23 protein-coding genes are annotated in these 23,546 nt (G+C 71.7%); 10 read left to right on the top strand and 13 right to left on the bottom strand.

Going from position 1 to position 23,546, the window contains the following annotated elements; all coding sequences use genetic code 11:
- Window positions 1–243: 243 nt before the first annotated feature.
- The 7 genes from ACZ4WH_RS34550 to ACZ4WH_RS34520 form a co-directional block, all read right to left on the bottom strand.
- Window positions 244–1,881: a dipeptide ABC transporter ATP-binding protein gene (locus tag ACZ4WH_RS34550; RefSeq protein ID WP_468188268.1), complete on the bottom strand. Its 1,638-nt coding sequence runs from the start codon at window positions 1,879–1,881 to the stop codon at window positions 244–246.
- Window positions 1,878–2,876, bottom strand: a complete 999-nt coding sequence (locus ACZ4WH_RS34545) for an ABC transporter permease (protein ID WP_468188266.1) — start codon at window positions 2,874–2,876, stop codon at window positions 1,878–1,880. Before ACZ4WH_RS34545 ends, ACZ4WH_RS34550 begins: the two co-directional genes overlap by 4 nt.
- The gene (locus tag ACZ4WH_RS34540) at window positions 2,873–3,895 is read right to left on the bottom strand and encodes an ABC transporter permease (RefSeq protein ID WP_468188264.1); all 1,023 of its coding nucleotides are present in this window, start codon (window positions 3,893–3,895) and stop codon (window positions 2,873–2,875) included. The genes ACZ4WH_RS34545 and ACZ4WH_RS34540 overlap by 4 nt, the downstream gene beginning before the upstream one ends.
- Window positions 3,896–3,899: 4 nt before the next feature.
- The gene (locus ACZ4WH_RS34535) at window positions 3,900–5,618 is read right to left on the bottom strand and encodes an ABC transporter substrate-binding protein (protein ID WP_468188262.1); all 1,719 of its coding nucleotides are present in this window, start codon (window positions 5,616–5,618) and stop codon (window positions 3,900–3,902) included.
- 189 nt (window positions 5,619–5,807) lie between these two features.
- On the bottom strand, window positions 5,808–5,903 hold the full coding sequence (locus ACZ4WH_RS34530; protein ID WP_309550493.1) for an Ms4533A family Cys-rich leader peptide: 96 nt from the start codon (window positions 5,901–5,903) through the stop codon (window positions 5,808–5,810).
- Window positions 5,904–5,959: 56 nt separating this feature from the next.
- The gene (locus ACZ4WH_RS34525; protein WP_468188276.1) at window positions 5,960–7,198 is read right to left on the bottom strand and encodes a DUF3152 domain-containing protein; all 1,239 of its coding nucleotides are present in this window, start codon (window positions 7,196–7,198) and stop codon (window positions 5,960–5,962) included.
- Between the two features lie 164 nt (window positions 7,199–7,362).
- Entirely contained in the window at window positions 7,363–8,361 is a 999-nt protein-coding gene (locus ACZ4WH_RS34520) for an alpha/beta fold hydrolase (RefSeq protein ID WP_468188260.1), read from the bottom strand.
- Between the two features lie 197 nt (window positions 8,362–8,558).
- Here ACZ4WH_RS34520 and ACZ4WH_RS34515 point away from each other — a divergent pair, with 197 nt between their 5' ends.
- The 4 genes from ACZ4WH_RS34515 (at window position 8,559) to ACZ4WH_RS34500 (ending at window position 10,479) form a co-directional block, all read left to right on the top strand.
- The gene (locus ACZ4WH_RS34515; RefSeq protein WP_468188258.1) at window positions 8,559–8,792 is read left to right on the top strand and encodes a hypothetical protein; all 234 of its coding nucleotides are present in this window, start codon (window positions 8,559–8,561) and stop codon (window positions 8,790–8,792) included.
- Window positions 8,793–9,037: 245 nt separating this feature from the next.
- Entirely contained in the window at window positions 9,038–9,679 is a 642-nt protein-coding gene (locus ACZ4WH_RS34510; RefSeq protein ID WP_468188256.1) for a TetR/AcrR family transcriptional regulator, read from the top strand.
- A 134-nt stretch (window positions 9,680–9,813) separates the two neighbouring features.
- Window positions 9,814–10,041: a DUF3107 domain-containing protein gene (locus ACZ4WH_RS34505; RefSeq protein WP_030649699.1), complete on the top strand. Its 228-nt coding sequence runs from the start codon at window positions 9,814–9,816 to the stop codon at window positions 10,039–10,041.
- Between the two features lie 168 nt (window positions 10,042–10,209).
- On the top strand, window positions 10,210–10,479 hold the full coding sequence (locus tag ACZ4WH_RS34500) for a hypothetical protein (RefSeq protein WP_468188254.1): 270 nt from the start codon (window positions 10,210–10,212) through the stop codon (window positions 10,477–10,479).
- 90 nt (window positions 10,480–10,569) lie between these two features.
- Here ACZ4WH_RS34500 and ACZ4WH_RS34495 read toward each other — a convergent pair whose 3' ends face one another.
- Window positions 10,570–11,316 (bottom strand): ferritin-like fold-containing protein, encoded by a 747-nt coding sequence (locus ACZ4WH_RS34495; RefSeq protein WP_468188252.1) that lies wholly within the window; start codon window positions 11,314–11,316, stop codon window positions 10,570–10,572.
- Window positions 11,317–11,820: 504 nt separating this feature from the next.
- Here ACZ4WH_RS34495 and ACZ4WH_RS34490 point away from each other — a divergent pair.
- Together ACZ4WH_RS34490 and ACZ4WH_RS34485 are read left to right on the top strand one after the other, a co-directional pair.
- Window positions 11,821–14,514 (top strand): DEAD/DEAH box helicase, encoded by a 2,694-nt coding sequence (locus ACZ4WH_RS34490; protein WP_468188274.1) that lies wholly within the window; start codon window positions 11,821–11,823, stop codon window positions 14,512–14,514.
- 171 nt (window positions 14,515–14,685) lie between these two features.
- On the top strand, window positions 14,686–15,588 hold the full coding sequence (locus ACZ4WH_RS34485) for an alpha/beta fold hydrolase (protein WP_468188250.1): 903 nt from the start codon (window positions 14,686–14,688) through the stop codon (window positions 15,586–15,588).
- Here the strand turns inward: ACZ4WH_RS34485 and ACZ4WH_RS34480 are convergent.
- Complete coding sequence (locus ACZ4WH_RS34480; protein WP_468188272.1) at window positions 15,585–16,490, bottom strand: NYN domain-containing protein; 906 nt, start codon at window positions 16,488–16,490, stop codon at window positions 15,585–15,587. The two genes, ACZ4WH_RS34485 and ACZ4WH_RS34480, sit on opposite strands and share 4 nt — an antisense overlap.
- A 219-nt stretch (window positions 16,491–16,709) precedes the next feature.
- On the opposite strand from ACZ4WH_RS34480, the gene ACZ4WH_RS34475 reads away from it, so the two are divergent.
- Complete coding sequence (locus ACZ4WH_RS34475) at window positions 16,710–16,862, top strand: hypothetical protein (RefSeq protein ID WP_167345759.1); 153 nt, start codon at window positions 16,710–16,712, stop codon at window positions 16,860–16,862.
- Between the two features lie 56 nt (window positions 16,863–16,918).
- On the opposite strand, the gene ACZ4WH_RS34470 is transcribed toward ACZ4WH_RS34475, so the two are convergent.
- The 3 genes from ACZ4WH_RS34470 to ACZ4WH_RS34460 all read right to left on the bottom strand — a co-directional run bounded on the left by ACZ4WH_RS34470 (window position 16,919) and on the right by ACZ4WH_RS34460 (window position 19,307).
- Window positions 16,919–17,524, bottom strand: a complete 606-nt coding sequence (locus ACZ4WH_RS34470) for a MarC family protein (RefSeq protein WP_468188248.1) — start codon at window positions 17,522–17,524, stop codon at window positions 16,919–16,921.
- A 97-nt stretch (window positions 17,525–17,621) separates the two neighbouring features.
- On the bottom strand, window positions 17,622–18,479 hold the full coding sequence (locus ACZ4WH_RS34465) for a PHP domain-containing protein (protein ID WP_468188247.1): 858 nt from the start codon (window positions 18,477–18,479) through the stop codon (window positions 17,622–17,624).
- A 186-nt stretch (window positions 18,480–18,665) separates the two neighbouring features.
- Complete coding sequence (locus ACZ4WH_RS34460) at window positions 18,666–19,307, bottom strand: DUF6758 family protein (protein WP_468188245.1); 642 nt, start codon at window positions 19,305–19,307, stop codon at window positions 18,666–18,668.
- A gap of 169 nt (window positions 19,308–19,476) precedes the next feature.
- Between ACZ4WH_RS34460 and ACZ4WH_RS34455 the strand changes: the two genes are divergently transcribed.
- Window positions 19,477–20,700 carry an MFS transporter gene (locus ACZ4WH_RS34455; protein ID WP_468188243.1) on the top strand — a complete coding sequence of 408 codons (1,224 nt, stop codon included), beginning with the start codon at window positions 19,477–19,479 and terminating at the stop codon, window positions 20,698–20,700.
- Window positions 20,701–20,751: 51 nt separating this feature from the next.
- On the opposite strand, the gene ACZ4WH_RS34450 is transcribed toward ACZ4WH_RS34455, so the two are convergent.
- Window positions 20,752–21,336, bottom strand: coding sequence for a suppressor of fused domain protein (locus tag ACZ4WH_RS34450; RefSeq protein WP_468188241.1), 585 nt, complete (start codon window positions 21,334–21,336; stop codon window positions 20,752–20,754).
- A gap of 458 nt (window positions 21,337–21,794) precedes the next feature.
- Here ACZ4WH_RS34450 and ACZ4WH_RS34445 point away from each other — a divergent pair, with 458 nt between their 5' ends.
- On the top strand, window positions 21,795–22,919 hold the full coding sequence (locus ACZ4WH_RS34445; RefSeq protein ID WP_468188239.1) for a magnesium and cobalt transport protein CorA: 1,125 nt from the start codon (window positions 21,795–21,797) through the stop codon (window positions 22,917–22,919).
- 33 nt (window positions 22,920–22,952) lie between these two features.
- The gene (locus tag ACZ4WH_RS34440) at window positions 22,953–23,483 is read left to right on the top strand and encodes a hypothetical protein (RefSeq protein ID WP_468188237.1); all 531 of its coding nucleotides are present in this window, start codon (window positions 22,953–22,955) and stop codon (window positions 23,481–23,483) included.
- The last annotated feature ends 63 nt before the right edge of the window (window positions 23,484–23,546 follow it).

Genomic DNA, 23,546 nt, shown 5'->3' with positions numbered 1-23,546 from the left:
GGGGGGGGGGGGGGGGGGGGGGGGGGGGGGGGGGGGGGGGGGGGGGGGGGGAGGGAGGGGGGGGGGGGGGGGGGGGGGGGGGGGGTTTTCCCCCCCCCCCCCCACCAAAAGGGGTGAACGGTCGTAACTTTCGCGTGCGGGTCGCGTTCTGTCGCGCTAAGGGATCAGACAGTGATCGTGCGAGCGCGAAACGTTACGCCACCCGGGGCGCGTGCCCCTGCCGACCGCTGGGGCACTACGGCACTACGCCACTGCCGGTTCGCGCCGGGCGGCGCGCCGGCGGGCCGCCAGCTCCGGGTCGAGCGCGGGTACGGCGGCCAGGAGCTGCTTGGTGTACGGCTCGCGCGGGCTGTCGTACACCTCGTCGGCGGGACCGTACTCGACGAGCCTGCCGCGCCGCATCACCGCGACCTGGTCGCTGACCTGGCGGACGACGGCGAGGTCGTGCGCGATGAAGACCAGCGCGAGGCCGAGTTCCCGCTGGAGTTCGCCGAGCAGGGCGACCACCTGCGCCTGCGTGGTGACGTCGAGCGCGGAGACGGGCTCGTCGCACACGATGGCGCGCGGCTCGGCGGCGAGCGCCCGCGCGATGCCGATGCGCTGGCGCTGTCCGCCGCTGAACTCGTGCGGATAGCGGTCGTAGTGCGCCCCTTCGAGCCCCACGCGCTCCAGCAGTTCCGTCACGCGCCCCCGGATGTGTTTCTCGTCGCGTTCGCCCCGCGCGCGGAGCGGGTCGGCGATGGACTCGCCGACGCTGCGGCGCGGGTTGAGGGAGGAGACGGGGTCCTGGAAGACCATCTGGACGGACGGGTTCACGCCGGTGTGCGGGCGCCCTTCGTAGCGGATCTCCCCGGCGGTGGGCTCCAGCAGTCCGACGAGCATGCGGCCGAGCGTGGTCTTGCCGCTGCCGCTCTCGCCGACCACGCCGAGGGTCTCCCCGCGCCGGACGGACACCGAGACGTCGTCCACGGCCGCGAACGCCCGCTTTCCGCGCCCGAACTCGCGCCGCACGCCGGTGGCCTCCAGCACGACCTCGTCAGTGGCCGGGGAGCCGGTGCGGCGGGCGTCCACGCGCGGGACGGCGTCGAGCAGTTCGCGGGTGTACGGCTCGGCGGGCGCCGCGAGGATCGCACCGACCGGGCCGCGCTCGACGGCCCGGCCGTGCCGCATGACGAGGACGTCGTCCACGCTCTCGGCGGCCACGCCCACGTCGTGGGTGACGAGCAGCAGGCCCATGCCGGTCTCCTCGCGCAGCCCGTGCAGCAGGTCGACGATCTGCGCCTGGACGGTGACGTCGAGGGCGGTGGTCGGCTCGTCGGCGATCAGCAGCTCCGGCTCGCAGGCGAGGGCCATGGCGATGAGGGCGCGCTGGCGCATGCCGCCGCTGAACTCGTGCGGGCGGGACCGGGACCGCCGTGCCGCGTCCGGAATTCCCACCCTCTCCAGCACCTCCACGGCACGCGCGCGTGCGGCGCGGCGCGACACGCGCGTGTGGACGCGATGGACCTCCGCGATCTGGTCGCCGATCGCGTAGTACGGGTCGAGCGAGGACAGCGGGTCCTGGAACACCATGGCGGCCTTGGCGCCGCGCATCCGGCGCAGCTCCTCGTCGGAGGCCGCCTGTACGTCGGTGCCGGCCACCCGCACCGAACCGCCGACCCGGGCTCCGGTGCCCCGGTGCAGGCCCAGCAGGGCGCCCGCGACGGTGGACTTGCCGGAGCCGGACTCGCCGACCAGCGCCAGGGCGGCGCCCTTGGCCAGGCGGAAGGAGAGCCCGTCGACGGCGCGCAGAGCGCCGAACTCGACGGTCAGGTCCGTCACCTCCACCAGGCTCCCGCCCGCCGCTTCCATGCTCGTGTCCGCCGCTTCCACCAGGCTCATGCGAGTACCACCCGTCGGTCGGCCACCGCGTACAGGACGTCCGCGACGGCGTTGGCGAGGACCACGAAGAAGCCGGTCACCAGGACCATGCCGACGACCACCGGCAGGTCGACGACCTTCACCGCGTGCACCAGCTCCTGGCCGATGCCGGGCAGGCCGAAGAGGGTCTCGGTGAGGACGGCGCCGCCGACGGCGGAACCCACGTTGTTGGCGTTCAGCGCGATCACGGGCGCCAGGGCGCCGCGCAGGGCGTGCCGGCCGACGACGGAGCGCTCCGCGACGCCGTACGCGCGGAAGGTGCGGATGTGGTCCTCGGCGAGGGTCTCCAGCATGGCCGCGCGGGTCAGGCGGGCGAAGACGGCCGCCTCGATCAGGGCGAGCGAGAGCCAGGGCAACAGGAGGTTCCATGCCCATTGCTCGGGGTCGTCCGAGAAGTTCACGTACTGCGGGAAGGGCAGCAGTTGCAGTTCGCCGCAGACGACGATCATCAGCACGAGGCCGATGACGAAGACGGGCGTGGCCGTGCCCGCGAGGGTGACGGCGGTCAGCACGCGCTCGGAGACCCGGCCGCGTCGCCAGGCGGACAGCACGCCGGTGCCGATGCCGAGGAGGAGCCACAGCACCATGGCACCGAGGACCAGCGACACGCTGACCGGCAGCTTCGCCAGGATGATGTCCAGGACCTGCTGATCGGTCTGGTACGACTGCCCCAGGCAGGGCGCGGCGCAGTGCTCCACCGAGGTGCCCGTGGAGAAGTCCTGGCCGGCGAACAGCCCCTGGAGGAAGTGCCAGTAGCGCAGGTACAGGGGGTCGCCCAGTTTCAGCTGCTCGGCGACCTGGTGCACCTGTTCCGGCGAGCAGCGGGGGCCGCAGGTGATCTGGGCGACGTTGCCGGGGGTGACGTAGAAGACGACGTAGACGATCACCGAGATGGCGAGCAGGGTGACGACCGTGCCGGCGGCACGGCGCAGCAGGAATCCGCCGAAGCCGCTCATGCGGAGGCCTCCTTCTCGGTCGCGGTCCCGGTCGCCGTGGAGTCCTTGCTGCCGGTGCCGACGCGCAGGCGGGAAGCGGCGCGCGGATCGAGGGCGGTGCGCACGCCGTCACCGAGGACGGTGAGGGCGAGAACGGTGACGAACAGGGCACCGGCCGGCAGCAGCAGGTACTGGGGCGCGGCCTGGTACCAGACGTCCGCGGCGGTCAGCATCTGGCCCCAGGACGGCGTGGGCGGCTTCACGCCGACGCCGAGGAAGGACAGCGCCGCCTCCACGGAGATGTTCGTGGGCACCAGCAGCGCGGCGTACGTGATGACGGGCGCGGCGAGGCCGGGCAGGAGTTCCCGGCGCGCGACCCGCCAGGTGCCCCAGCCGCTCAGCCGGGCGGCGGAGACGTAGTCGAGGCCCTTCAGGGAGAGGGTCTGGGCCCGTACGATCTTCGCGATGTTGCCCCAGGCGATCAGGCCGATGACGAGGGTGACCAGGACCGGCCGGGGGAAGCTGGAGGGCACGATGGCCAGCAGCGCCAACGACATGATCATCAACGGCATCGAGACGATGACGTCCGTGGCCCGGCTCAACAGTTGATCAACCCATCGGTTGCCGAGCGCGGAGGCCACACCGGCCGCGACCCCGATGGCGACCTGCACCACCGTCGCCGCGAGCGCCACCCCGAGCGACACCCGGGCGCCGTAGACCAGCCGGGCGAACATGTCCCGTCCGGTCTGCGGTTCGACGCCCAGCCAGTGGTCGGCGCCGACGCCGCCGAGGGAGCCGATGGGCACGCCTCCGCGCGCGGAGTCGATCAGGGTGGGGTGGTAGGTGGTGGGGTCCTGGCCCTCCAGCGCGGTGAGCAGCGGCGCGGCGAGCGCGACCAGGACGAGCAGCGCGACGACGGCCGCGGCGACCAGGGCGGCGCGCTGCGCCCGCAGCCGCCGCCAGAACTGACGTGCCCCCGAGACCGCCGGGACGGAGATGCCCGTCCCGGCGGTCTCGACGGCGGCAAGTGCCTCGCTCACGGCGCTACTTCACCGCGACCTGGGAGATGTCCAGGACGCCGGTCCAGTCGCTGATCACGATGTTCTTGACGTCCTTGCCGTACAGGCGCTTGTAGACCGGGTGGAACAGCGGCACGACGAGGGCCTTGTCGCCGATCTTCTTGTCCAGTGCGCCCCACCGCTGGGCGGCGGCGTCAAGGTCGGTCAACTTGTTGATCGCGTCAATCTCGTCATTGACCGACTTGTCGTTGAGCTGGCCCGTGTTGAAGTTCGCTCCGTCCTTGACGATCTGCCGGCCGTCGAAGATCGGGGCGAGGAAGGGGCCGCCGGAGGGCCAGTCGGCACCCCAGTGGGCGAGGAAGAGACCGGGCTCGGTCTTCACGCTGTGGATCTTGTCCCGGTAGTCGTTGTCCTCCAGGCCCTGAAGCCTGACCGTGATGCCGGCCTTCTTGAGCGCGTCCTGGACGGCGGTGGCGATCTCCGGGCTGGTCTCGAAGTCCTTGTTGTTGGAGTGGGTCAGCGTGAGGGTGAGGCCGCTCGGGTAGCCGGCCTGCTTCAGCAGTTCCCTGGCCTTCGCCGGGTTGCCGGACTCGCCCGCCGGGAACGGGTCGTACGGCGTGTGGCCGAAGGACTTCTGGTTCGGCAGGAAGGTGGTGGCGGGCTCGGCGAGGGCACTGCCGCCGGCCGCGTTGACCACGGAGGACCGGTCGATGGCGTAGGCGACCGCCTGGCGCACCTTGGGGTTGTCGAACGGCTTCACCTTCGGGTTGAAGGCGAGGTAGTTCGTGTAGCCGAAGTGGCCGGTGCCCACGCGCGCGGCCAGCTCCTTGTCGCCGGTCACCTTCGCGAGTTCGGCCGGGCCGAGGTTGGTGTCCGTGGTGACGGCGGCGGCGTCCGCACCCTGGGACGCGGACAGCCGCTGGTTGATCACCGAGGAGTCGAGGCCGGAGCGCACGTCGATCGTGTCCGGGTACGCCTTGCGCTCCTCGTCGGTCGCCGCCGACCAGTGGGTGTTGCGCTCCAGGACGAGGTGCTCGCCGTCGTTCTCGTTCTTGACGACCTTGTACGGGCCGGACGAGACCGGGTGCGACTCGTACTTGGTGCCCGTGTCCTTGCTCCTGGGCACCGGGGTGAACTGCGTCTGGGTGGCGAGGTACGGGAACTCGCCCTCGGGCTTGTTCAGGTGGAAGACGATCGTCCGGGAGTCCGGCGTCTCGATCGCGGACAGGCCCTTCTTGTCCTTGTACGGCCCCTGGTAGTCGGCGGCGCCGACCAGCCAGTCCCGCAAGTAGGGGGCGCCGCCGGAGAGTTCGGGGGCGAAGGACCGCTCGATGCCGTACTTGACGTCGGCCGAGGTGATCGGCGTGCCGTCCTCGTACTTCAGGCCCTTCTTCAGGGTGTACGTCCACACGGTCGCGTCCTTGTTGGGGCGCCCGGTGTCGGTGGCGAGGTCCGGGACGACCTCGGCGCCGGCCGCGCCGTTCTCGCGGTTGCGCGTGGTGAGGGTGCGGAAGACCAGCGAGGGAACGTTTCCGCCGCCGGAGGTGTACAGCCGCGCCGGGTCGAAGTCGGACTGCGGCTGGGAGTTCAGGACCGTGAGCGTGCCGCCCTTGTGGGGCGTGGAGTCGCCACCGGAGCCCTTGGCATCGCTGTCCTCCGGGCCGCAGGCGGCGGCGCCCGCTGCCACGACCAGGCTGACGGATGCCGCTGCCACGCGGCGCGCTATGACGGACGGTTGACGCATCGGAATGACGACCTCTCGGGGTGACGTGGCGGATTGGTCGAGGGTTTCTCGACTGGTGAGACATGTGGACGAGGAATGAGACGCCTGCGAACAGACGTCGGCCCCGGCGCCGGGTCGTCGAAAAGTCCGTGACACGGTCACGGACGAAAGGGAGAAAAGGGTCGCGACGCGAACGCCGGGGAGGCGGCGTCAGCGACAGTGGATGTCGGCCACGCAGAGCGCGGTCACGCCGATGAGCGCCAGCTCGATGGCGGCGCTGCTACAGACGGCATGACTAGACCACATGGGCAGAAATATGTACGACCGTACGGCTCATGTCAATGCGACATAAGAGGAGCCTGTCAACTCCCGGGATAGGGCCAGGGGTTGGGCCGGCAGTGGATTCCGTCATGGTCCAGGAACTTGGTCTGCTGCTGCATGACGGGCGCCAGCTCGCCGTCCTTCTGGCAGCTGACGTGTCCATGGCCGAGCCGGTGGCCGACTTCATGGTTGATCAACATTTGCCGGTACGCATGGATCCGGTCACCGTATGTCCTGCTTCCTTGAGCCCACCGGTACGCATTGATCATCACGCGTTCGGTCGCGGCCGAGTCGCAGGAAACGTTGTCCTCCGTGGTGTCCAGGCCCGACTTGGCGCACCACTTCGCCGTGGTGCCGGGGCTGGCCAGCGTGATCACGAAGTCCGGCTTGCCGGAGGAGATCCGCTCGAAGGTACGGGCGCCGCCATGGGCCCAGCTGCGCTTGTCGTTCAGGGTCTGCTGCACGGCCTCGGCGAACAGCGCGCCGTCCAGGCCGAGCCCCTGCTCGACATCGACGCGGTACCGGTACTTCTGCCCGGTGCCGGGTGCCTTGTCGAACCCGGGCACGGCGTCGAACTTCCCCGAGCCCTTCAGCGTGGCGCTCAGCGGATACTTCTTGCCCATCTTCTGGTCGTACGTCAGCGTCACCGGACTCGGTATGGCCGAGGGCGTCGGCGCGCCCGGGACGTCACCGGGAAGACGCGCCTCCCCGGCCTGGTCCGCGGCGGACCGCGACCGCGCGTCGGCGTCGTCCTGCCCGTTGGTCACCTGCCCGGCGACGACCACCGCGAGCACGGTGGTGACGGCGGCCGCCGCGATGCCGGTGAAGGCCCACCCCTTGTTGCCGCCCCGCTGCGCGGGCACACCGGCGCCGGGCCCGGAGGCCTCGGCGTTCCCGCTGTCCCGGGTGCGGCCTCCGGAGCCGTCGAAGGCTTCCAGGTACTCCTGCCGGGGCCCGGAGCGGCGCCGCGACCCACCCGGACCCGGGGCGCCCGGCTCCGCCTGCCGCTGCCGGGGCAACACGACACCGGGCCCGCCGGTGCCGCCCGACCGCCCGGCGAACTCCCCCCAGCCCCCGCCTGCTTCCCGCTGCTCGGGATGCCCACCCCGCGTGCCCCGCGCCGACGGGGCTCCGGGGAACCTCGGCACGCCGTGCGTCGGGGTCCCGCCGGGGAGTCTCGGCATGCCCTGGACCGGAGTGCCGTCCGGGAATCCCGGCACACCGCGCGCCGGAGTGCCGTCAGGCGGGCGAGGCGCACCCACGGGGCCACCCCCCGGCAGCCGGGCCGCGCCGCCCCTGTCGTCTCTGTCGCCCCTGTCGCCCTCGGGGCGCGCACCGCGCCCGTCCTCGGAGCGCGCGCGCCGCTCCCCCCGCCGTGCGGCTATGTCCGCGGAATCGCCCTTCGGGGCCGGTCCGCGGCGGCTGTGGCGTCCCACCCCGGACCTCAGCTCCTCGCGCCCGTGACGGCCGCGCGGGCGTCCTCGCCGGAGCCGGCCGTCTGCGCGAGCAGCTCCCGGAACGCGCCGGCCACCACGTCGGGGTACTCCATCATCGCCACATGCCCGGCGTCCGGCAGGGACAGCAGCCGGGAGTCGCGGAAGGCGCGGGCGGCCTTGCGGGCCATGCGGAAGCCGACCAGCTGGTCCCGGCCGCCGTAGATCAGCAGCGTGGGGGCCAGCACCCGCTCGGCCTGGCGCCACAGTCCGTGCTGCCCGCCGAGCGTGTAGGCGTTGACGATCCCGCGCGCGGAGCGCGTCATCGCGTCCCAGAAGTACGGCAGCCGCAGCCGCCGCTCCAGTTCCTCCACGGCGTGCTGGAACGCCTCCGGCGAGACCTTCCCCGGGTCGCCGTAGCAGAGCGCCATGACGCCGCGTACGCGCTGTTCGGCCGTCCACTCCTTGGTGAGCCGGGTGAAGAGGGCGGCGATGCCGGGTACGCCGAGCAGCGCGGTCGGCACCGCGGTGCGCTGCACCCGCAGCTCGGGCAGGGCGGGCGAGACGAGCGTGAGCGTGCGGACCAGGTCGGGGCGTACGGCGGCCACGCGCGTGGCGATCGCGCCGCCGAGCGAGTTGCCGAAGAGGTGGACCGGGCCGCGGCCGGCCGCGTCGAGATGACGGATCACCGCGCGCGCGTGCCCGGTGACGGAGTAGTCGCCGTCGTCCGGGGGCGGGGAGTCGCCGAAGCCCGGGAGGTCGACCGCCTCGCCGTCGACGATGCCGTCCAGCTCGGCCATGAGCGACGACCAGTTCTGCGAGGAACCGCCGAGCCCGTGGACGTACAGCGCGGGCGGCAGGCCCTCGCGCGCGGGGGGCCGGGAACGGACCGTCAGGGTGACGCCGGGCAGGCCCACGGATCGCACCCGCTCGCCCTCGCCGACCCGGACGGGCGCCACCCTGGGGAGCACACTGGCGGCCGGCAGGGAGGGCGACTCGGTCGAAGACATGCGGCAATGTTACGAGGTGATCACGCCGAGAATGATGTGTTCGCCGTCACAGAGTGAACCGTCCGGATCCGGAGAACCGGGCATCGAACGGGCCTGACGGCATGGCGTCCGGATCAGCTGTCTCCTAGGCTCGTACAGAGGGCACCCGCGTGTGGCCCCTGCCGCTTCCGGGGACGTTCGTAGGAAGGGAGCCCACCATGGCCTATGACCCCACCGAGCCCGACGCGATCGAGGACATCGAGGACCTGGAGGCCGATGCGGCAGTGGAGAGGAACGTCGAGGCGCCCGAGGTGGACGCCGCCGAGCAGCACGCGGACATCGCACCGGACCGTGACGACCCCCTGACGGGCGTGGACCCGGCCCGGGGGAACGAGGCCGACCTCGTCGAACAGGCGCGCGTGGTCTCGCTCGACGAGGACGACTACCGCTAGCCGCGCCGCCGACGGCCGCCACCGCTCCACCGCCGTGACGACGGCCGCCACCGCGCCGACGAAGGACTTTCACCGCTGACCTCGCAGGACCGCGCGGGCCCCGCCCGGCCCCGTCCGGCGGGCCGTACGGCTTTCGCACCCGTCCGGTACGTGAAATTCTGCGCTCGCACCGCGCACACCACGGTTACCGAAAAGTACGATGGCCGCGCGGCCGACACCGCATGTGGACGACTTTGGGAGGCGGCGTGACAGCCATCGAGCAAACTGAGGCGGCACGCCCACGGGGCACCCGTCTGCCGCGCCGAGCCCGGCGGAACCAGTTGCTGGGCGCCGCTCAGGAGGTTTTCGTCGCGCAGGGCTACCACGCGGCGGCGATGGACGACATCGCCGAGCGGGCCGGAGTGAGCAAGCCGGTGCTCTACCAGCACTTCCCCGGCAAGCTCGATCTCTACCTCGCCCTGCTGGACCAGCACTGCGAGTCGCTGATCCAGGCGGTGCGCGGCGCGCTGGCGTCGACGACCGACAACAAGCAGCGCGTCCGGGCGACGATGGACGCGTACTTCGCCTACGTCGAGGACGACGGCGGGGCCTTCCGGCTGGTCTTCGAGTCGGACCTGACGAACGAGCCCGCGGTGCGCGAGCGCGTGGACAAGGTCACCAACGAGTGCGCCGAGGCGATCTGCGACGTCATCGCCGAGGACACGGGCCTCTCGCGCGCGGAGTCGATGCTGCTCGCCTCCGGTCTCGGCGGACTCGCCCAGGTCGTCGCCCGCTCCTGGCTGCACAGCGACCGCAGCGTGCCGCGCGACCAGGCGGTGCAGCTGCTGACCTCGCTGGCCTGGCGGGGCATCGCCGGTTTCCCGCTGCACGGCAGCGATCACCACTGACGGCCGTTTGTTCCCGCGCGGTGTTCGCTCCTGGCGTTCCGGCCCGCAGCGTGTACGTCCCCTCACCGGGCTAATGTGTGCAGCGTAGGGCGCGGAAGATCGCGCACATCACTGACCGTCGGAGGGACATAGCCGTGGAGGTCAAGATCGGCGTGCAGCACGCGCCCCGCGAGATCGTTCTGGAGAGCGGTCAGAGCGTCGAGGAGGTCGAGCGCGTGGTGGCCGAGGCGCTGGCCGGCAAGACGGGGCTGCTCAGCCTCCAGGACGAGAAGGGCCGCAAGGTCCTCGTGCCGACGGACCGTCTGGCGTACGTGGAGATCGGCGAGCCGACCGTGCGCAAGGTCGGTTTCGGCGCGCTCTAGGCCGTGGTCGCGAGAAGGGCCCGGCGGCCGTGTGCCGCCGGGCCCTTCCGCGTGACGCGCACACGAACGGAGCACAGGTCCTTCACAGCGCAGGATTGCAATTCGCAGGTCACGGGTATGACGGGCTACGACCGTCGAGCCAGACCGGCCGTGGGAGGGACCCCCGACATGATCCTCGAAGCACTCGGCTCCGCCGTGCTCGGTCTGATCCTCGCGTGGGCGGCGACCCACCGCCTCGCCCACCGGCTGCCGGCCCGCCCGCTGGTGTACTGCACGGGCATCGCCGGAGCCCTCTTCGGCGACTTCGTCACCCACACCGCCCTGGGCCCCGGCACCGCCCTGCTCAGCCTCCTGGGCGCCGCGATCATCTCGGTCGCGTCCCTGTCCCTGCTCCTCCGCCCCGCGGGCCGCCTCCGCCGCCGATCAGCGACGGCGTGAGGGCTGCGCCCCGAAGGGGCGCGGGGAACTGCGCGAGCAACCACGACGCACCCGCGGCCGCGAGACGACAGGCCCCGCCCCCACGCAGCGCTACGCCGCCAAGCCCAGCGCAGCCATCCGCTTCGTGTGAGCCTCGGTGATCCGCGAGAACATCCTGCCGACCTCGGCGAGATCGAACCCGTCGGCCACCCCGCCCACGAGCATCGTGGACAGCGCGTCCCGGTCGGCGACCACCCGCTGGGACTGCGACAGCGCCTCCCCCATCAGCCGCCGCGCCCACAGCGCCAGCCGGCCGCCCACGCGGGGGTCGGCGTCGATGGCGGCCCGCACCTTCTCCACCGCGAACCCCGCGTGCCCGGTGTCGTCCAGGACGGCGAGCACCAGCTCACGCGTGTCGGAGTCGAGCCGGGCCGCGACCTCCCGGTAGAAGTCGCTCGCGATCGAGTCGCCGACGTACGCCTTGACCAGGCCCTCCAGCCAGTCCGAGGGCGCGGTCTGCTTGTGGAAGCCGTCGAGCGCGGCGACGAACGGGTCCATCGCGGTCGTGGGCTCCTCGCCGATCTCGGTCAGCCGGTCCCGCAGCCGTTCGAAGTGGTGGAACTCGGCCGAGGCCATCTTCGCCAGCTCCGCCTTGTCCGCGAGGGTCGGCGCCAGCTTGGCGTCCTCCGCGAGCCGCTCGAACGCCGCCAGCTCCCCGTACGCGAGCGCGCCGAGCAGGTCCACGACCGCGGCGCGGTACTGCGGGTCGGCGGACGCCTGCGCCCAGTCCTGGGCGGCGACACCGGTGGGTTCGGCGGGTTCGGCGGACGCGTTCTCAGGCTTGTCAGCGCTAGTCATGAGGCGCACAATAGCTCGCTTGACGCTCCGCTCAAGCCCTGGTCAAGCAGTGTGACCACGACTACGTGACCAAATCGGCCATCGCATGTGCGCGATTCCGGGGTATGGTGGTAATGCGCCTGCCAGAGTGCGTCGACGATGCTCGACGTTTCCCGACAGGCCGCACGCATGAGGATGCCCGGTCGGTGGCCCGATCGGCTCCGACCCGACAGCCCTCCAAGGCCGTACGGCAGTGATCGTACGACGGCAGGAGGGAACCCTCAGCGGTACGAGCGCTAGAGCGTCGGCAGAGGTCCCGTGTCATACGGCTTGCCCGAGTGGTTCGTCCGTACGGCAGCCGACGTCCCCGGCACGGTCAGACATGACCCCCGCTCGCTCGCCTCGCACCGCGCACACAGAAGAGGCAGCACCCTGACTACGACGTTTCGAGAACTCGGAATCCTCCCCGAGACCGCCGAGGCCCTGGAGGCCGTCGGCATCATCACCCCCTTCCCCATCCAGGAGATGACGCTCCCCGTCGCCCTTTCCGGCACGGACGTCATCGGCCAGGCCAAGACCGGCACCGGCAAGACGCTGGGCTTCGGCCTCCCGCTCCTCGAGCGCGTCACCGTGCCCGCCGACGTCGAGGCCGGACGCGCCGCCCCCGAGGCCCTCACCGACGCCCCGCAGGCCCTTGTGGTCGTCCCCACGCGCGAGCTGTGCACCCAGGTCACCAACGACCTGCTGACGGCCGGCAAGGTCCGTAACGTGCGCGTCCTCGCGATCTACGGCGGCCGGGCCTACGAGCCGCAGGTGGAGGCCCTCAAGAAGGGCGTCGACGTGGTCGTCGGCACCCCGGGCCGCCTCCTCGACCTCGCGGGCCAGAAGAAGCTCGACCTGAAGCACGTCAAGTGCCTGGTCCTCGACGAGGCCGACGAGATGCTCGACCTGGGCTTCCTGCCCGACGTCGAGAAGATCATCAACATGCTGCCGGCCAAGCGCCAGACCATGCTGTTCTCGGCCACGATGCCGGGCGCGGTCATCGGTCTCGCCCGCCGCTACATGTCCCGGCCCACGCACATCCGCGCCACCGCGCCGGACGACGAGGGCGTGACGGTCGCGAACATCAAGCAGTTCGTCTACCGCGCGCACAACATGGACAAGCCGGAGATGGTCGCCCGCATCCTTCAGGCCGAGGGCCGCGGGCTGGCGATGATCTTCTGCCGCACCAAGCGCACGGCCGCCGACATCGCCGAGCAGCTCCAGCGCCGCGGGTTCGCCTCCGGCGCGGTCCACGGCGACCTCGGCCAGGGCGCCCGCGAGCAGGCCCTGCGGGCCTTCCGCAACGGCAAGGTCGACGTCCTCGTCTGCACCGACGTCGCCGCGCGCGGCATCGACGTCGAGGGCGTCACCCACGTCATCAACTACCAGTCCCCCGAGGACGAGAAGACGTACCTGCACCGCGTCGGCCGCACCGGCCGCGCGGGCGCCAAGGGTACGGCGATCACCTTCGTCGACTGGGACGACATCCCGCGCTGGCAGCTGATCAACAAGGCGCTGGAGCTGGACTTCAACGACCCGGTGGAGACGTACTCGAGCTCCCCGCACCTGTTCTCCGACCTCGGCATCCCCGAGGGCACCAAGGGCACCCTGCCGCGCTCGGAGCGGACCCGTGCCGGGCTGGACGCGGAGGAGCTGGAGGACCTGGGCGAGACCGGCGGGCGGGGCGCGCGTGGCCGTGGTGGCCGCGCTGACCGCGGTGACCGCGGTGACCGTGCCGAGTCGGCCCCGGCCGAGCGTGAGCGTCCGGCACGCACGCCGCGCCGCCGTCGCCGCATGCGCGGTGGCACCCCGCTGGACGCCTCCCCGGCCGCGCCGGCCCCGGAGACCTCCGGTACGGAGGAGACCCCGGCCGGGACCCGCACCCCGCGCCGCCGTCGCCGCACGCGCGGCGGAGCAACGGCGGAGCCGGTGACGGCCGCCGCCACGCCGACGACGACCCCCGAGGCCGCCGTCGAGACGGTGACCACGGTCGAGGGCCCCGCTGCCCTCGACACCCCGGAGAAGCCGCGCCGCCGCCGCACCCGCAGGTCGGCCGAGTCCGCCGTGGCCCCGGCCCCGGCCGAGTCCCCGGTTTCCGAGCCGGTGACCGAGGAGACCGTGAGCCAGGCCCCGGTGGCCGAACCCGTGACCGAGTCCGTGATCGCGGACAGCCCGGTGGCGGAACCCGCCCCCGAGGCCGCTCCGGCCGCGGAGACCAAGCCGCGCCGCCGCACCCGCAAAGCGGCCGAGCCCGCCACCCCGGCGGAGTCGACCCTGGACACGGCCGAGGCCACCGAGGCGAAGCCGCGCCGGACCCGGAAGACCGCCGCAGCCGCCGAGGCCGCCGTGGACACCGCCGAAGGCACCGAGACCAAGCCCCGCCGCACCCGCAAGGCCACCGCAGCCGAGCCGGAGACGGCCGAGGCCGAGGCCAAGCCGCGCCGGACCCGGAAGACCGCCGCAGCCGCCGAAGCCGCCGTGGACACCGCCGAAGGCACCGAGACCAAGCCCCGCCGCACCCGCAAGGCCACCGCAGCCGAGCCGGAGACGGCCGAGGCCGAGGTCAAGCCGCGCCGGACCCGGAAGACCGCCGCAGCCGCCGAGGCCGCCGTGGACACCGCCGAAGGCACCGAGACCAAGCCCCGCCGCACCCGCAAGACGGCCGCCACGGCACCGGAGGCCACCGAAGCGGAGGCCGAGGCCAAGCCGCGCCGCACCCGCAAGACCACCGCTGCCGAGCCTGAGACGGCCGAGGCCGAGGCCAAGCCCCGCCGCACGCGCAAGACCGCCGCAGCCGCCGAGGCCGCCGTGGACACCGCCGAAGGCACCGAGGCCAAGCCCCGCCGCACCCGCAAGGCCACCGCAGCCGAGCCGGAAGCCGCCGAGGCCGAGGTCAAGCCGCGTCGCACCCGGAAGGCGGCGACCGCCGTCGTGGACGCGGTCGACGGGGAAGCGGTCGCCGCTCCGAAGGCGCGACGGACCCGCAAGGCCGTCGCCGAGGCGGCTGCTCCGGAGATTCCGGCGCAGGCCACCGAGGAGCCGGAGGTCAAGCCGCGGCGCCGGACCCGCAAGACCGCGGCGTCCGCTGCCGAGGCGGCCGGTGAGAGCGCGGAGACGACGCCCAAGCCGCGCCGGACCCGTAAGGCCACGGCCGCCGTGGAGGCCGGCGAGGCCTGATCCCGCGCCGCGTGAGCGGTGGCGGCAGCGTATGTGCCGGTCCGATGGCCGGGTTCACGACAGTGGACCCGGCCATCGGCGTTCTCAGGGGCAGTTGACCCCGGCCCCACGCCATCGACCCGCCCCCACCCGGAACCCGCCCCCTGCGTTCCCTCCCGATAACCTCTCCCCATGAGCAGGCCCCCCACCTTCGTCCCGCCACCCGGCGCCCGCGCGTACCCGCTTCGGACGGCTGGCGGTGAATTCGCCGTGGTCGACGCGCCCGTGGCCGTCGGTGTCGAGCCGAAGGGCGTGGCGCTGCTGCTGCCGGGGTTCACCGGCAGCAAGGAGGACTTCAATCCGCTGCACGCGCCGCTCGCCGAGCGCGGATACCGGACCGTCGCCGTGGACGGGCGGGGCCAGTTCGAGTCGGACGGACCGGCGACGGACGAGTCCGCCTACGCGCAGGACGAGTTGGCGCGGGACGTGCTCGCGCAGGCCGAGGCGATCGGTGGCCCGGTGCATCTGCTGGGGCACTCCCTCGGCGGCCAGATCGCGCGCGCGGCCGTACTGCTCGACCACACCCCCTTCCTGTCGTTCACCCTCATGGCCTCGGGCCCGGCGCAGATCTCGACGCCCCAGCAGGAGCGCGTGAAGCTGCTCCGGGACGCGCTCGCGGTGCTGAGCATGGCGGAGGTGTGGGAGACGATCCAGGCGATGGAGACGCCGGAGGAGACGGAGACACCGGCGCTCGACGCGGGCCTGGACGACCGGCACGACCTGCGGCGCCGCTGGCTGGGCACCAAGCCCGCCCAACTCCTCGCCACGGGACGGCAGTTGTGCACGGAACCCGACCGCGTCGCCGAACTGGCGACCCTGCCAATGCCGTTCCACGTGCTGTCGGGTTCACGGGACGACACCTGGCCGCTGCCGCTGCTCGACGACATGGCGGTACGGCTGAAGGCGCGCCGGACGGTCATCGAGGGTGCCGAGCACTCACCCAACACCGATCGCCCCCTGGAGACGGCCCGCGCGCTCGCCGGTTTCTGGGACGACGCGCGCTCCGGGCAGCCGGCGGTAGGACGAACGGCCTAGTACTGCGACTGTAGATGCTCCCAGAACCCGTCCCTGAGCGCCCGCCGCAGGTCCGCCTGGCCGCGCAGGGAGTACTGGAGCAGTTCCTCGGCCTCGACCAGCAGGTCCTGGTCGACGGAGCCGGGCAGATACGGGTGGCCGGGGAACAGTTCGACCAGCGCTTCGCGGCCCCGGGAGGCGAGCCATCGCGCCGCGATCTGGGCGCCGACGAAGCGCACGTCCTCGCGGGTGGGGCGGGCTCCGCCGGCGGCCTCGAACGCGGCGGCCGTGCGCCGGGAGACGTACGGCTTGAAGAACTCCAGGTCGAAGGTGCGCTGGCTGTCGACCTCCCAGAGCAACGGCTCGGCCTGGTTGCGGCCTTCGGGCGCCTCGACGCCCCAGAGGTGGACGCGGGCGCCGTAGCCCTGGGCCGCCTCGACCGCCGAGACCAGGTCCTCGTCGCCGCCGAGGAGGGCCGCGTCGCTGATCGCGCGGTGCCGCGCCAGTGACTCCAGGTCGGTCCGGATCAGCGAGTCGACGCCCTTCTGCTGGTTGTTGGCGTTCAGGTTGCCGAGGCGGACCTTGACGTCGGGCAGTTCGGCGATGACCTGCTGCTCGGCGGTGTGGATGCGGCGCCGGGCGCCGTCGTACCAGTACACGCGCAGCAGCCGGCTGTCCGCGAAGATCGTGCGCGCCTTGTCGATGAGGGCGTCGATCAGGCCCTCGGCGTCCAGGTCGAAGGCGCGGCGGTCCTCGGTCCCGGCGACCAGCCGGCCGGCGGCCGCGTACAGGTAGCCCGCGTCGACGAAGATCGCATGGGTCGAGGGCGTCTTGGCCACCTCGGCGAGCATGCGTTCCAGCAGCTCGTTCGTTCGGTCGATGCGGGCGCCGAGGGCGGCCAGGTCGTCGTTCATCGTCTCCATTGTCCCGGTGGTCACAGTGCGAACACAACCGGTCCCAGTGGGTCCCTCGCCCGTTCCCGCCGGGTCGCTTACCGGTCGGTAATTAGCCGTTCGAAAAATTTCCTTAGCGTAGGGAATGTTCGTAACAAGAGGAGCGTTGACTACGTACGACGCTGGATACACCAGACGTCACACCAAGTAGTTCTCCGCAGGAGGATGACCAGACGAAGGGAGAAGCCCATGCGCTTCGAAATCATGCGACTCGACGAGGTCGACGGCACCGCCGTGGACAGCACCGTCGTGGACGCCGCCTCCGTCAACCGGATCGTTCAGCAGGCCGCCGCCATCGGACAGCGCCTGTGGATCCGCCCGGCCGAGACCCAGGCCTCGTAGCCCGCAGGCGGGCATTCGCCACTCAAGCTTTCCGGGGGAGCCGAGCCGACGAGGGCTCAGCTCCCCCGGATCACCTGAGTGACGCCATTGATGATCTGCTGGACGGCGATCGCGGAGAGCATCATGCCCGCGAGCCGCGTCACCAGCACGACGCCGCCGTCCTTGATGACCCGGATGATCAGCAGCGAGTAACGCATCACCAGCCACAGCACCACGTGGATCGCGAGGATCGCGGACCACACCGAGAGCTGCGTGGTCACGCTGTCGGCCTTCTGCACGGCCAGGATCACGGACACGATCGCACCGGGCCCCGCCAGCAGCGGCATGCCCAGCGGTACGAGCGCCACGTTCACGTCCTTGGTCTGCTTCGGCTCGTCGGTCTTGCCGGTGAGCAGGTCCAGCGCGATCAGCAGGAGCAGCAGCCCGCCCGCGATCATCAGCGCGGGCACGGACACGTGCAGGTAGTTCAGGATCTGGTGGCTCAGGACGCCGAAGACGGCGATGACCCCGCCCGCCACACAGACGGCCTGGAAGGCCATCCGCCGCTGCACCTTGGCCGGCCGCCCGGCGGTCAGGGCGAGGAAGATCGGGGTGATCCCAGGGGGATCCATGATGACAAAAAGGGTCAGGAACAGAGAGCCGAAGACGGCGATGTCGAACATGGGGGAAGTACAGGCCTTGCAGGAAGAGGAACCACGGGCGTGAGGCGGTGCGAAACCGCAGGTGTGAGGCGGTACGGCGGGTCGGCCCCTCGGGGCCTCAGGCTCCGCCGGTGCCCGGCACGGGGAACGCGCCCGTCGCCCGCCGGGTGATCTCCCCGTACACCTCGGGGTCGGTGGTGTAGGCGCCCAGCGCCACGGTCTTGCGGCTGCCGTGGTAGTCCGAGGAGCCGGTGACCAGCAGCCCCAGCTCCTTCGCGAGGCCCCGCAGGCGGTCCCGGGCGTCGGGGTCGTGGTCCATGTGGTCGACCTCGATGCCGTCCAGACCGGCCTCGGCCATCTCCGCGATCCGGAACTCCGGCACGGTACGACCACGCTTGGCGGCGGCCGGGTGCGCGAACACGCAGACCCCGCCCGCGGCCTTGACCAGCCGGATCGCCTCGAAGGGGTCGGTCTCGTGCTTCTCCACGAAGGCGCGCCCGCCGTCGGCCAGCCACTCCTCGGTGAACGCGTCGCTCACCGTCGGCACGACACCCAGCTCGACCAGCGCCGAGGCGACATGCGGGCGCCCCACCGAGCCACCGGCGGCGATCCGCTCGACCCGCTCCCAGGTGACCGGCACGCCCAGCGCGTTCAGCTTGGCGACCATCCCCTTGGCCCGCGGCACCCGGTCGTCCCGGACCAGCTCACGCTCCGCGAGCAGAGCCGGCTCCTCGGGGTCGAACAGGTAGGCCAACATGTGCATCGAGACGCCGTCGACCCGGCAGGACAACTCGGCCCCGGTGACCAGCGTCAGCCCCTCGGGCAACGCACCGATGGCCTCGCCGTACCCCCGCGTGGTGTCGTGATCGGTCAGCGCGACGACGTCCAGCCCGGCAGCGGCAGCGTTCCGCACCAGCTCAGCGGGTGTGTCCGTACCGTCGGAAGCGGTGGAGTGACAGTGCAGATCAATGCGCACGACAACTCCAGGGCGACGACGGAAGCAAGGGGACACCTAAGGATAGCGGTGTTTTCCACCCCGCCTGTCACACCCGAAACCACTTGGCGCCCCCTACTGCAACGCCCCAGGGGCGCGGGGAACTGCGCGACAAGCCACAACGCACCCGCAGCCGCCCACGGAGCGCACCCGGCACCCCAGTGGGCGTCACGGCCGAAGCAAGCGCGGCGACAACGCTCCGCAGGGCACCAGGTCCAACTCCGCGCCCGCGTCCCGCAAGTCGGTCAGCACCAGCTCGTCGTACATGAGCAGACCGGACTGCTCGGGCCACATCACCGCCCACAGCCACATCCCGAGCGCCTCGCCGGCGAAGACGGCACGGTCGTCGGGGGTGCGGTAGACGTGCCAGAGCGGGGTGGGGCGGCCCGCGGCCAGCACCTTGGCCTCCGGCGGCTTCTCCACGTTCATGTACGACCCCGGGTCCGGGCCGTCGATGCCGGCGTAGTGCGCGCCGAGGCCGACGCCCAGCTCCTCGGCGATCAGGATCAGCTCACCGGGGCCGCCGAGGGGTCCGGGGCCCGAACAGGCCACCGCGGTCGCCCGGCCGCCACTGCGGTCGTCACCGGCGTACGTCACACCCGTGAACAGCCAGCCGACCGGCAGCGGCCACGGCATCCACACCGGCACCTGCGTGCGGTGCACCACGACGTTGAGCGCCTCGACGCTGGGCGGGATCACGGGCTGCAACGGATACACCGTGCCGTGCACATCGCACTGCCACGCATCGGCGAAGAGTCCGGGAGCCCTGACCCGGCCACCGCACCTCGGGCAACTGGGTTCGCCCCTCATAGGGCTCCACGGTCCTACCCCTGCCCGCCCACGTCAAGGACGATCACCCGTCCGGACGGAAGAGCCGTCCCCCTGCCCCGCCGGCCAGGATGGATGCATCTTGCATTAATTAGCCGAGCTAACTTACTATGTGCATAACCCAACTATCTCGTGAGGACGGGAGAAGCACATGGACCCCTTCGACGCGGGAGCCGGCGGCCTCCTGCGACAGCCCAAGGCGGTCTGGGCCACGGCCGGCGCATCCGTCGTCGCCTTCATGGGCATCGGCCTCGTCGACCCGATCCTGCCGTCGATCGCGCAGGGCCTGCACGCCACCGCCAGCCAGGTGTCCCTGCTCTTCACCTCGTACTTCCTGATCACCGCCGTCGCGATGCTGCTGACCGGCTTCGTCTCCAGCCGCATCGGCGGCCGCAAGACCCTGCTGCTCGGTCTCGCCTTCGTGGTCGTCTTCGCGGGCCTGGCCGGCACCTCCGGCTCGGTCGGTCAGCTCGTCGGGTTCCGGGCCGGCTGGGGGCTCGGCAACGCGCTCTTCGTCTCCACCGCCCTCGCCGTCATCGTCGGCGCGGCGGCCGGCGGCAGCGCGGCGGCGATCCTGCTGTACGAGTCCGCGCTCGGCCTCGGCATGGCCTGCGGCCCGCTGCTCGGCGCGGTCCTCGGCAACGTCAGCTGGCGCTACCCCTTCTTCGGCACGGCCACGCTGATGGCGATCGGCTTCCTGTGCATCACGGCGTTCCTGAAGGAGCAGCCGAAGCCGGCCCGGAAGACCTCCGTCCTCGACCCGCTCAAGGCGCTCGGCCACGGCGGCCTGGCCTCGGCGGCGGTCTCGGCGTTCTTCTACAACTACACGTTCTTCACCGTGCTGGCCTTCACGCCGTTCGTGCTGAACATGACGCCGTACCGCTCGGGCGCGGTCTTCTTCGCCTGGGGTGTGCTGCTCGCCGTCTTCTCGGTGATCGTCGCCCCGCGCATGCAGGCCCGGTTCGGCTCGCTGAAGGTGCTCGGCGGCTCGCTGGTGCTGCTCGCGGCGGATGTGCTCGTGCTCGGCTACGGCAGTCACACGACGGCCGTCGTCTGCACGATCCTGTCCGGTGCCTTCATCGGCGTGAACAACACCGTCTACACCGAGCTGGCCCTCGGGGTGTCGGACGCCCCGCGCCCGGTGGCGAGCGCGGGCTACAACTTCGTCCGGTGGTTCGCCGCCGCCGCGGCGCCCTACTTCGCGCCGAAGATCGAGGAGTGGACCGACATCCACATCCCGTTCGTGGTCGCGGCCGTCACGGCGGTGCTGGGCGCGCTCGTGGTCGCCGTACGACGCAGGGCCCTCGTGCACGAGGCGGAGGAGCTGGAGCCGAAGCACGCCACCGAGGACGGCGTCGGCGTCTTCACCAACTGACCGAATCCCGCCTTGTGTTGGTGACATCGGTCACTCGCGGCCGGCGTGGTGTCAGTCCAGCGGGACGGACCGGCGGGCGGGGTCCCTCAGGTCCGTCCCGTTCGCGAGCCAGCGCTCCTGGAGGGCCTGGGCGCCGTGCACCCGCTTCCAGGCGGCCTCGTTCGGGGTCATCGGCAGCAGCGGCAGGAACCGTACGGGGTCCATCGGGGCGTCCAGTTCCAGGTCCTCCACCAGCCCGCCGGGCTCGCCCACCAGCACCGAGGTGAAGGGGGCGCCGGGCCACAGCGGCTCGCCCACGTCGAGCGAGGCACCCGGGGTCACCACCAGGCCCTCGACCTGCGGAGTCGCGGCCAGCACGGCGAGCGGGCGGAGCACCTTGTCGGTGTCGGCGAGGCCCGCGCGGACGGACAGGACGAGTTCGGCGCGGGGGCCCTTGACCGGGTCGGCGAGCGTCGCCGTGGGGTCCGTCATGGGGTGCTGGGACATGCCGAGGGTGGCGTACCGGACGACGTCCCCCTCCTGGAAGCGGAGCACCTCGACGCGGTCCGCGCCGAGGAAGGTGACCGCGGCGCGGGCGTCCGGTTCGCCCAGCGCGGTGGTCAACCGGGCCTCGACCAGAGGAAGAACATCAGCCATGCGCTGAGCATAGAACTCGTCAGCAGCGGGCAAAGCGGCGCCTTGACAGTACGGGCGGCTGGTACTCTGAGCCGGTGGTTCGGGGCCAGCACGCCGAAGCGTGCTATCGGGTCCCGACGCCGATGAGACTCCCTTACGAGGGACCGGCCGGAGGAGGTGGGGCTGTCATGGATCGAAGTCGACCGTGCAGTACCACTCGCTCTTCCGGCTGCTGATGTAGTTACCGGCTGGCCGCCGCCTTCCCTTGCGCTTCGTCGTTCGGAAGAGCACTTCGTTTCGCTTTGCCTGATCTGTCTGACCTGAATCAGTTCTGCGTCAGCAGCGAAGTCGCCACCGTGACGGTGCGGTGCTCCCCGCTTTGTGGACGTGCCAAACACACGCACACAGGACGTCCCCATTCCGGGTAGTTCCACCCGTCGCCGCGTGCCCTCGCTGCCCGCCCGCGAAGGAGCCTGCCCATGTCGATGATCCGCGACCTGCGCGCCGTGGTCCGCCCGTCGTCCCGTGTCTCGCTGCGCAAGGACACGAGCACGTCGTACGACACCACGCGCGCCCCCGGCACGCCCTCCGCCGTCGTCGACTGCGCCGTCTACCGCGACGGCGCCCGTGTGCAGAGCCCGGCGCCGCTCAGCCCGCACGAGGCCATGCGGCTGGTGCGCCGCGACGGCGGCTTCGTCTGGATCGGGCTGCACGAGCCGACCGAGGCCGAATTCGCCGGTATCGCGAGCGAGTTCGGACTCCACCCGCTGGCCGTCGAGGACGCGGTCCAGGCGCACCAGCGGCCCAAGCTGGAGCGGTACGACGACTCGCTGTTCACCGTCTTCAAGACCATCCACTACGTCGAGCACGACCGGCTCACCGCCAACAGCGAGGTCGTGGAGACCGGCGAGGTGATGTGCTTCACCGGCCGGGACTTCTTCATCACCGTCCGGCACGGCGGCCAGGGTTCGCTGCGCGCCCTGCGGCACCGCCTCCAGGACGACCCGGAGCTGCTCGCCAAGGGCCCCTCGGCCGTGCTGCACGCCATCGCCGACCATGTCGTGGACGGCTACATCGCGGTCGCCGACGCGGTGCAGGACGACATCGACGAGGTGGAGACCGAGGTCTTCTCGCCCGGCCGCCGGGGCGGGGTCTCGCGCGGTGTGGACTCGGCTCGGATCTACCAACTCAAGCGTGAGGTACTGGAGTTCAAGCGGGCGGTGGCGCCGCTGCTGCGGCCCATGCAGCTGCTGAGCGAGCGGCCGATGCGGCTGATCGACCCGGACATCCAGAAGTACTTCCGGGACGTCGCCGACCACCTCGCCCGGGTCCAGGAGCAGGTGCTCGGCTTCGACGAACTGCTCAACTCCATCCTCCAGGCCAACCTCGCGCAGGCCTCCGTCGCGCAGAACGAGGACATGCGCAAGATCACCGCATGGGCGGCCATCATCGCCGTACCGACGATGGTGTGCGGGGTGTACGGCATGAACTTCCAGTACATGCCGGAGCTGCACTGGAAGTACGGCTACCCGGTGATCATGGGCATCACGGCCGCGCTGTGTCTGGGCATCCACCGCACGCTGAAGCGCAACGGCTGGTTGTGAGCGGGCCGGCACGGCCTGGTTAGGCTGGGGCGCATGACAAGCGAGCTGCTCGACCGGGCCCTCATCGAGGAGGCCGCGAAGAAGTCCGGCCTGATCTGGGTCAGGGGCGCCGGGGCCCCGGCCGCGCGTGCGCTGTGGCATGTGTGGCACGAGGGCTCGGTGTGCGTGGTCGGTGACGGGCCCGGTGAGCAGCCCCTGGAGGGGCTGACCGACGGGGGCTCCGCCGAGGTGAGCGTGCGCAGCAAGGACAAGGGCGGCCGGCTGGTGACGTTCGCGGCGACCGTGTCCGAGCTGCCGTCCGGCTCGCCGGAGTGGGAGGCGGCCGTCGCCGAACTCAAGGGCAAGCGACTGAACGCCCCCGACGGCGAGCGGATGCCGGCCCGCTGGGCCCGCGAGTGCCGGGTGCTCCGCCTGGTGCCGACGGGCTCGGTGGCACCGCTGCCGGCCGACAACCTCGCGGAACGCCCGGTGGCGACTGTGGCGACCACCCGCGGACCGGTACCGGCGGGCCTGCCGAAGCTCCTGATGAAGCGCGGGAAGAAGAAACAAGCGCCGAGGGGCTGAGCGGGGTCCGGCACCGCCGATCACCGCCGTCGTGGCTGATCGCCGTAGCGGCGGGCAAGGGAA

The organism is Streptomyces sp. NPDC029138 (assembly GCF_055564375.1).
This window is presented reverse-complemented; position numbering and strand designations above follow the sequence as displayed.

Bases quoted from the DNA above. Each gene is read 5' to 3' on its own strand.
- ACZ4WH_RS34515 (WP_468188258.1), top strand. From the start codon at position 8,559: ATGGCCTATGACCCCACCGAGCCCGACGCGATCGAGGACATCGAGGAC.
- ACZ4WH_RS34460 (WP_468188245.1), bottom strand. From the start codon at position 19,307: ATGAGGGGCGAACCCAGTTGCCCGAGGTGCGGTGGCCGGGTCAGGGCT.
- ACZ4WH_RS34490 (WP_468188274.1), top strand. From the start codon at position 11,821: ATGACGCTCCCCGTCGCCCTTTCCGGCACGGACGTCATCGGCCAGGCC.
- ACZ4WH_RS34550 (WP_468188268.1), bottom strand. From the start codon at position 1,881: ATGAGCCTGGTGGAAGCGGCGGACACGAGCATGGAAGCGGCGGGCGGG.
- ACZ4WH_RS34480 (WP_468188272.1), bottom strand. From the start codon at position 16,490: ATGGAGACGATGAACGACGACCTGGCCGCCCTCGGCGCCCGCATCGAC.
- ACZ4WH_RS34485 (WP_468188250.1), top strand. From the start codon at position 14,686: ATGAGCAGGCCCCCCACCTTCGTCCCGCCACCCGGCGCCCGCGCGTAC.
- ACZ4WH_RS34470 (WP_468188248.1), bottom strand. From the start codon at position 17,524: ATGTTCGACATCGCCGTCTTCGGCTCTCTGTTCCTGACCCTTTTTGTC.
- ACZ4WH_RS34530 (WP_309550493.1), bottom strand. From the start codon at position 5,903: ATGTGGTCTAGTCATGCCGTCTGTAGCAGCGCCGCCATCGAGCTGGCG.
- ACZ4WH_RS34520 (WP_468188260.1), bottom strand. From the start codon at position 8,361: ATGTCTTCGACCGAGTCGCCCTCCCTGCCGGCCGCCAGTGTGCTCCCC.
- ACZ4WH_RS34455 (WP_468188243.1), top strand. From the start codon at position 19,477: ATGGACCCCTTCGACGCGGGAGCCGGCGGCCTCCTGCGACAGCCCAAG.
- ACZ4WH_RS34445 (WP_468188239.1), top strand. From the start codon at position 21,795: ATGTCGATGATCCGCGACCTGCGCGCCGTGGTCCGCCCGTCGTCCCGT.
- ACZ4WH_RS34500 (WP_468188254.1), top strand. From the start codon at position 10,210: ATGATCCTCGAAGCACTCGGCTCCGCCGTGCTCGGTCTGATCCTCGCG.
- ACZ4WH_RS34495 (WP_468188252.1), bottom strand. From the start codon at position 11,316: ATGACTAGCGCTGACAAGCCTGAGAACGCGTCCGCCGAACCCGCCGAA.
- ACZ4WH_RS34440 (WP_468188237.1), top strand. From the start codon at position 22,953: ATGACAAGCGAGCTGCTCGACCGGGCCCTCATCGAGGAGGCCGCGAAG.
- ACZ4WH_RS34450 (WP_468188241.1), bottom strand. From the start codon at position 21,336: ATGGCTGATGTTCTTCCTCTGGTCGAGGCCCGGTTGACCACCGCGCTG.
- ACZ4WH_RS34475 (WP_167345759.1), top strand. From the start codon at position 16,710: ATGCGCTTCGAAATCATGCGACTCGACGAGGTCGACGGCACCGCCGTG.
- ACZ4WH_RS34545 (WP_468188266.1), bottom strand. From the start codon at position 2,876: ATGAGCGGCTTCGGCGGATTCCTGCTGCGCCGTGCCGCCGGCACGGTC.
- ACZ4WH_RS34535 (WP_468188262.1), bottom strand. From the start codon at position 5,618: ATGCGTCAACCGTCCGTCATAGCGCGCCGCGTGGCAGCGGCATCCGTC.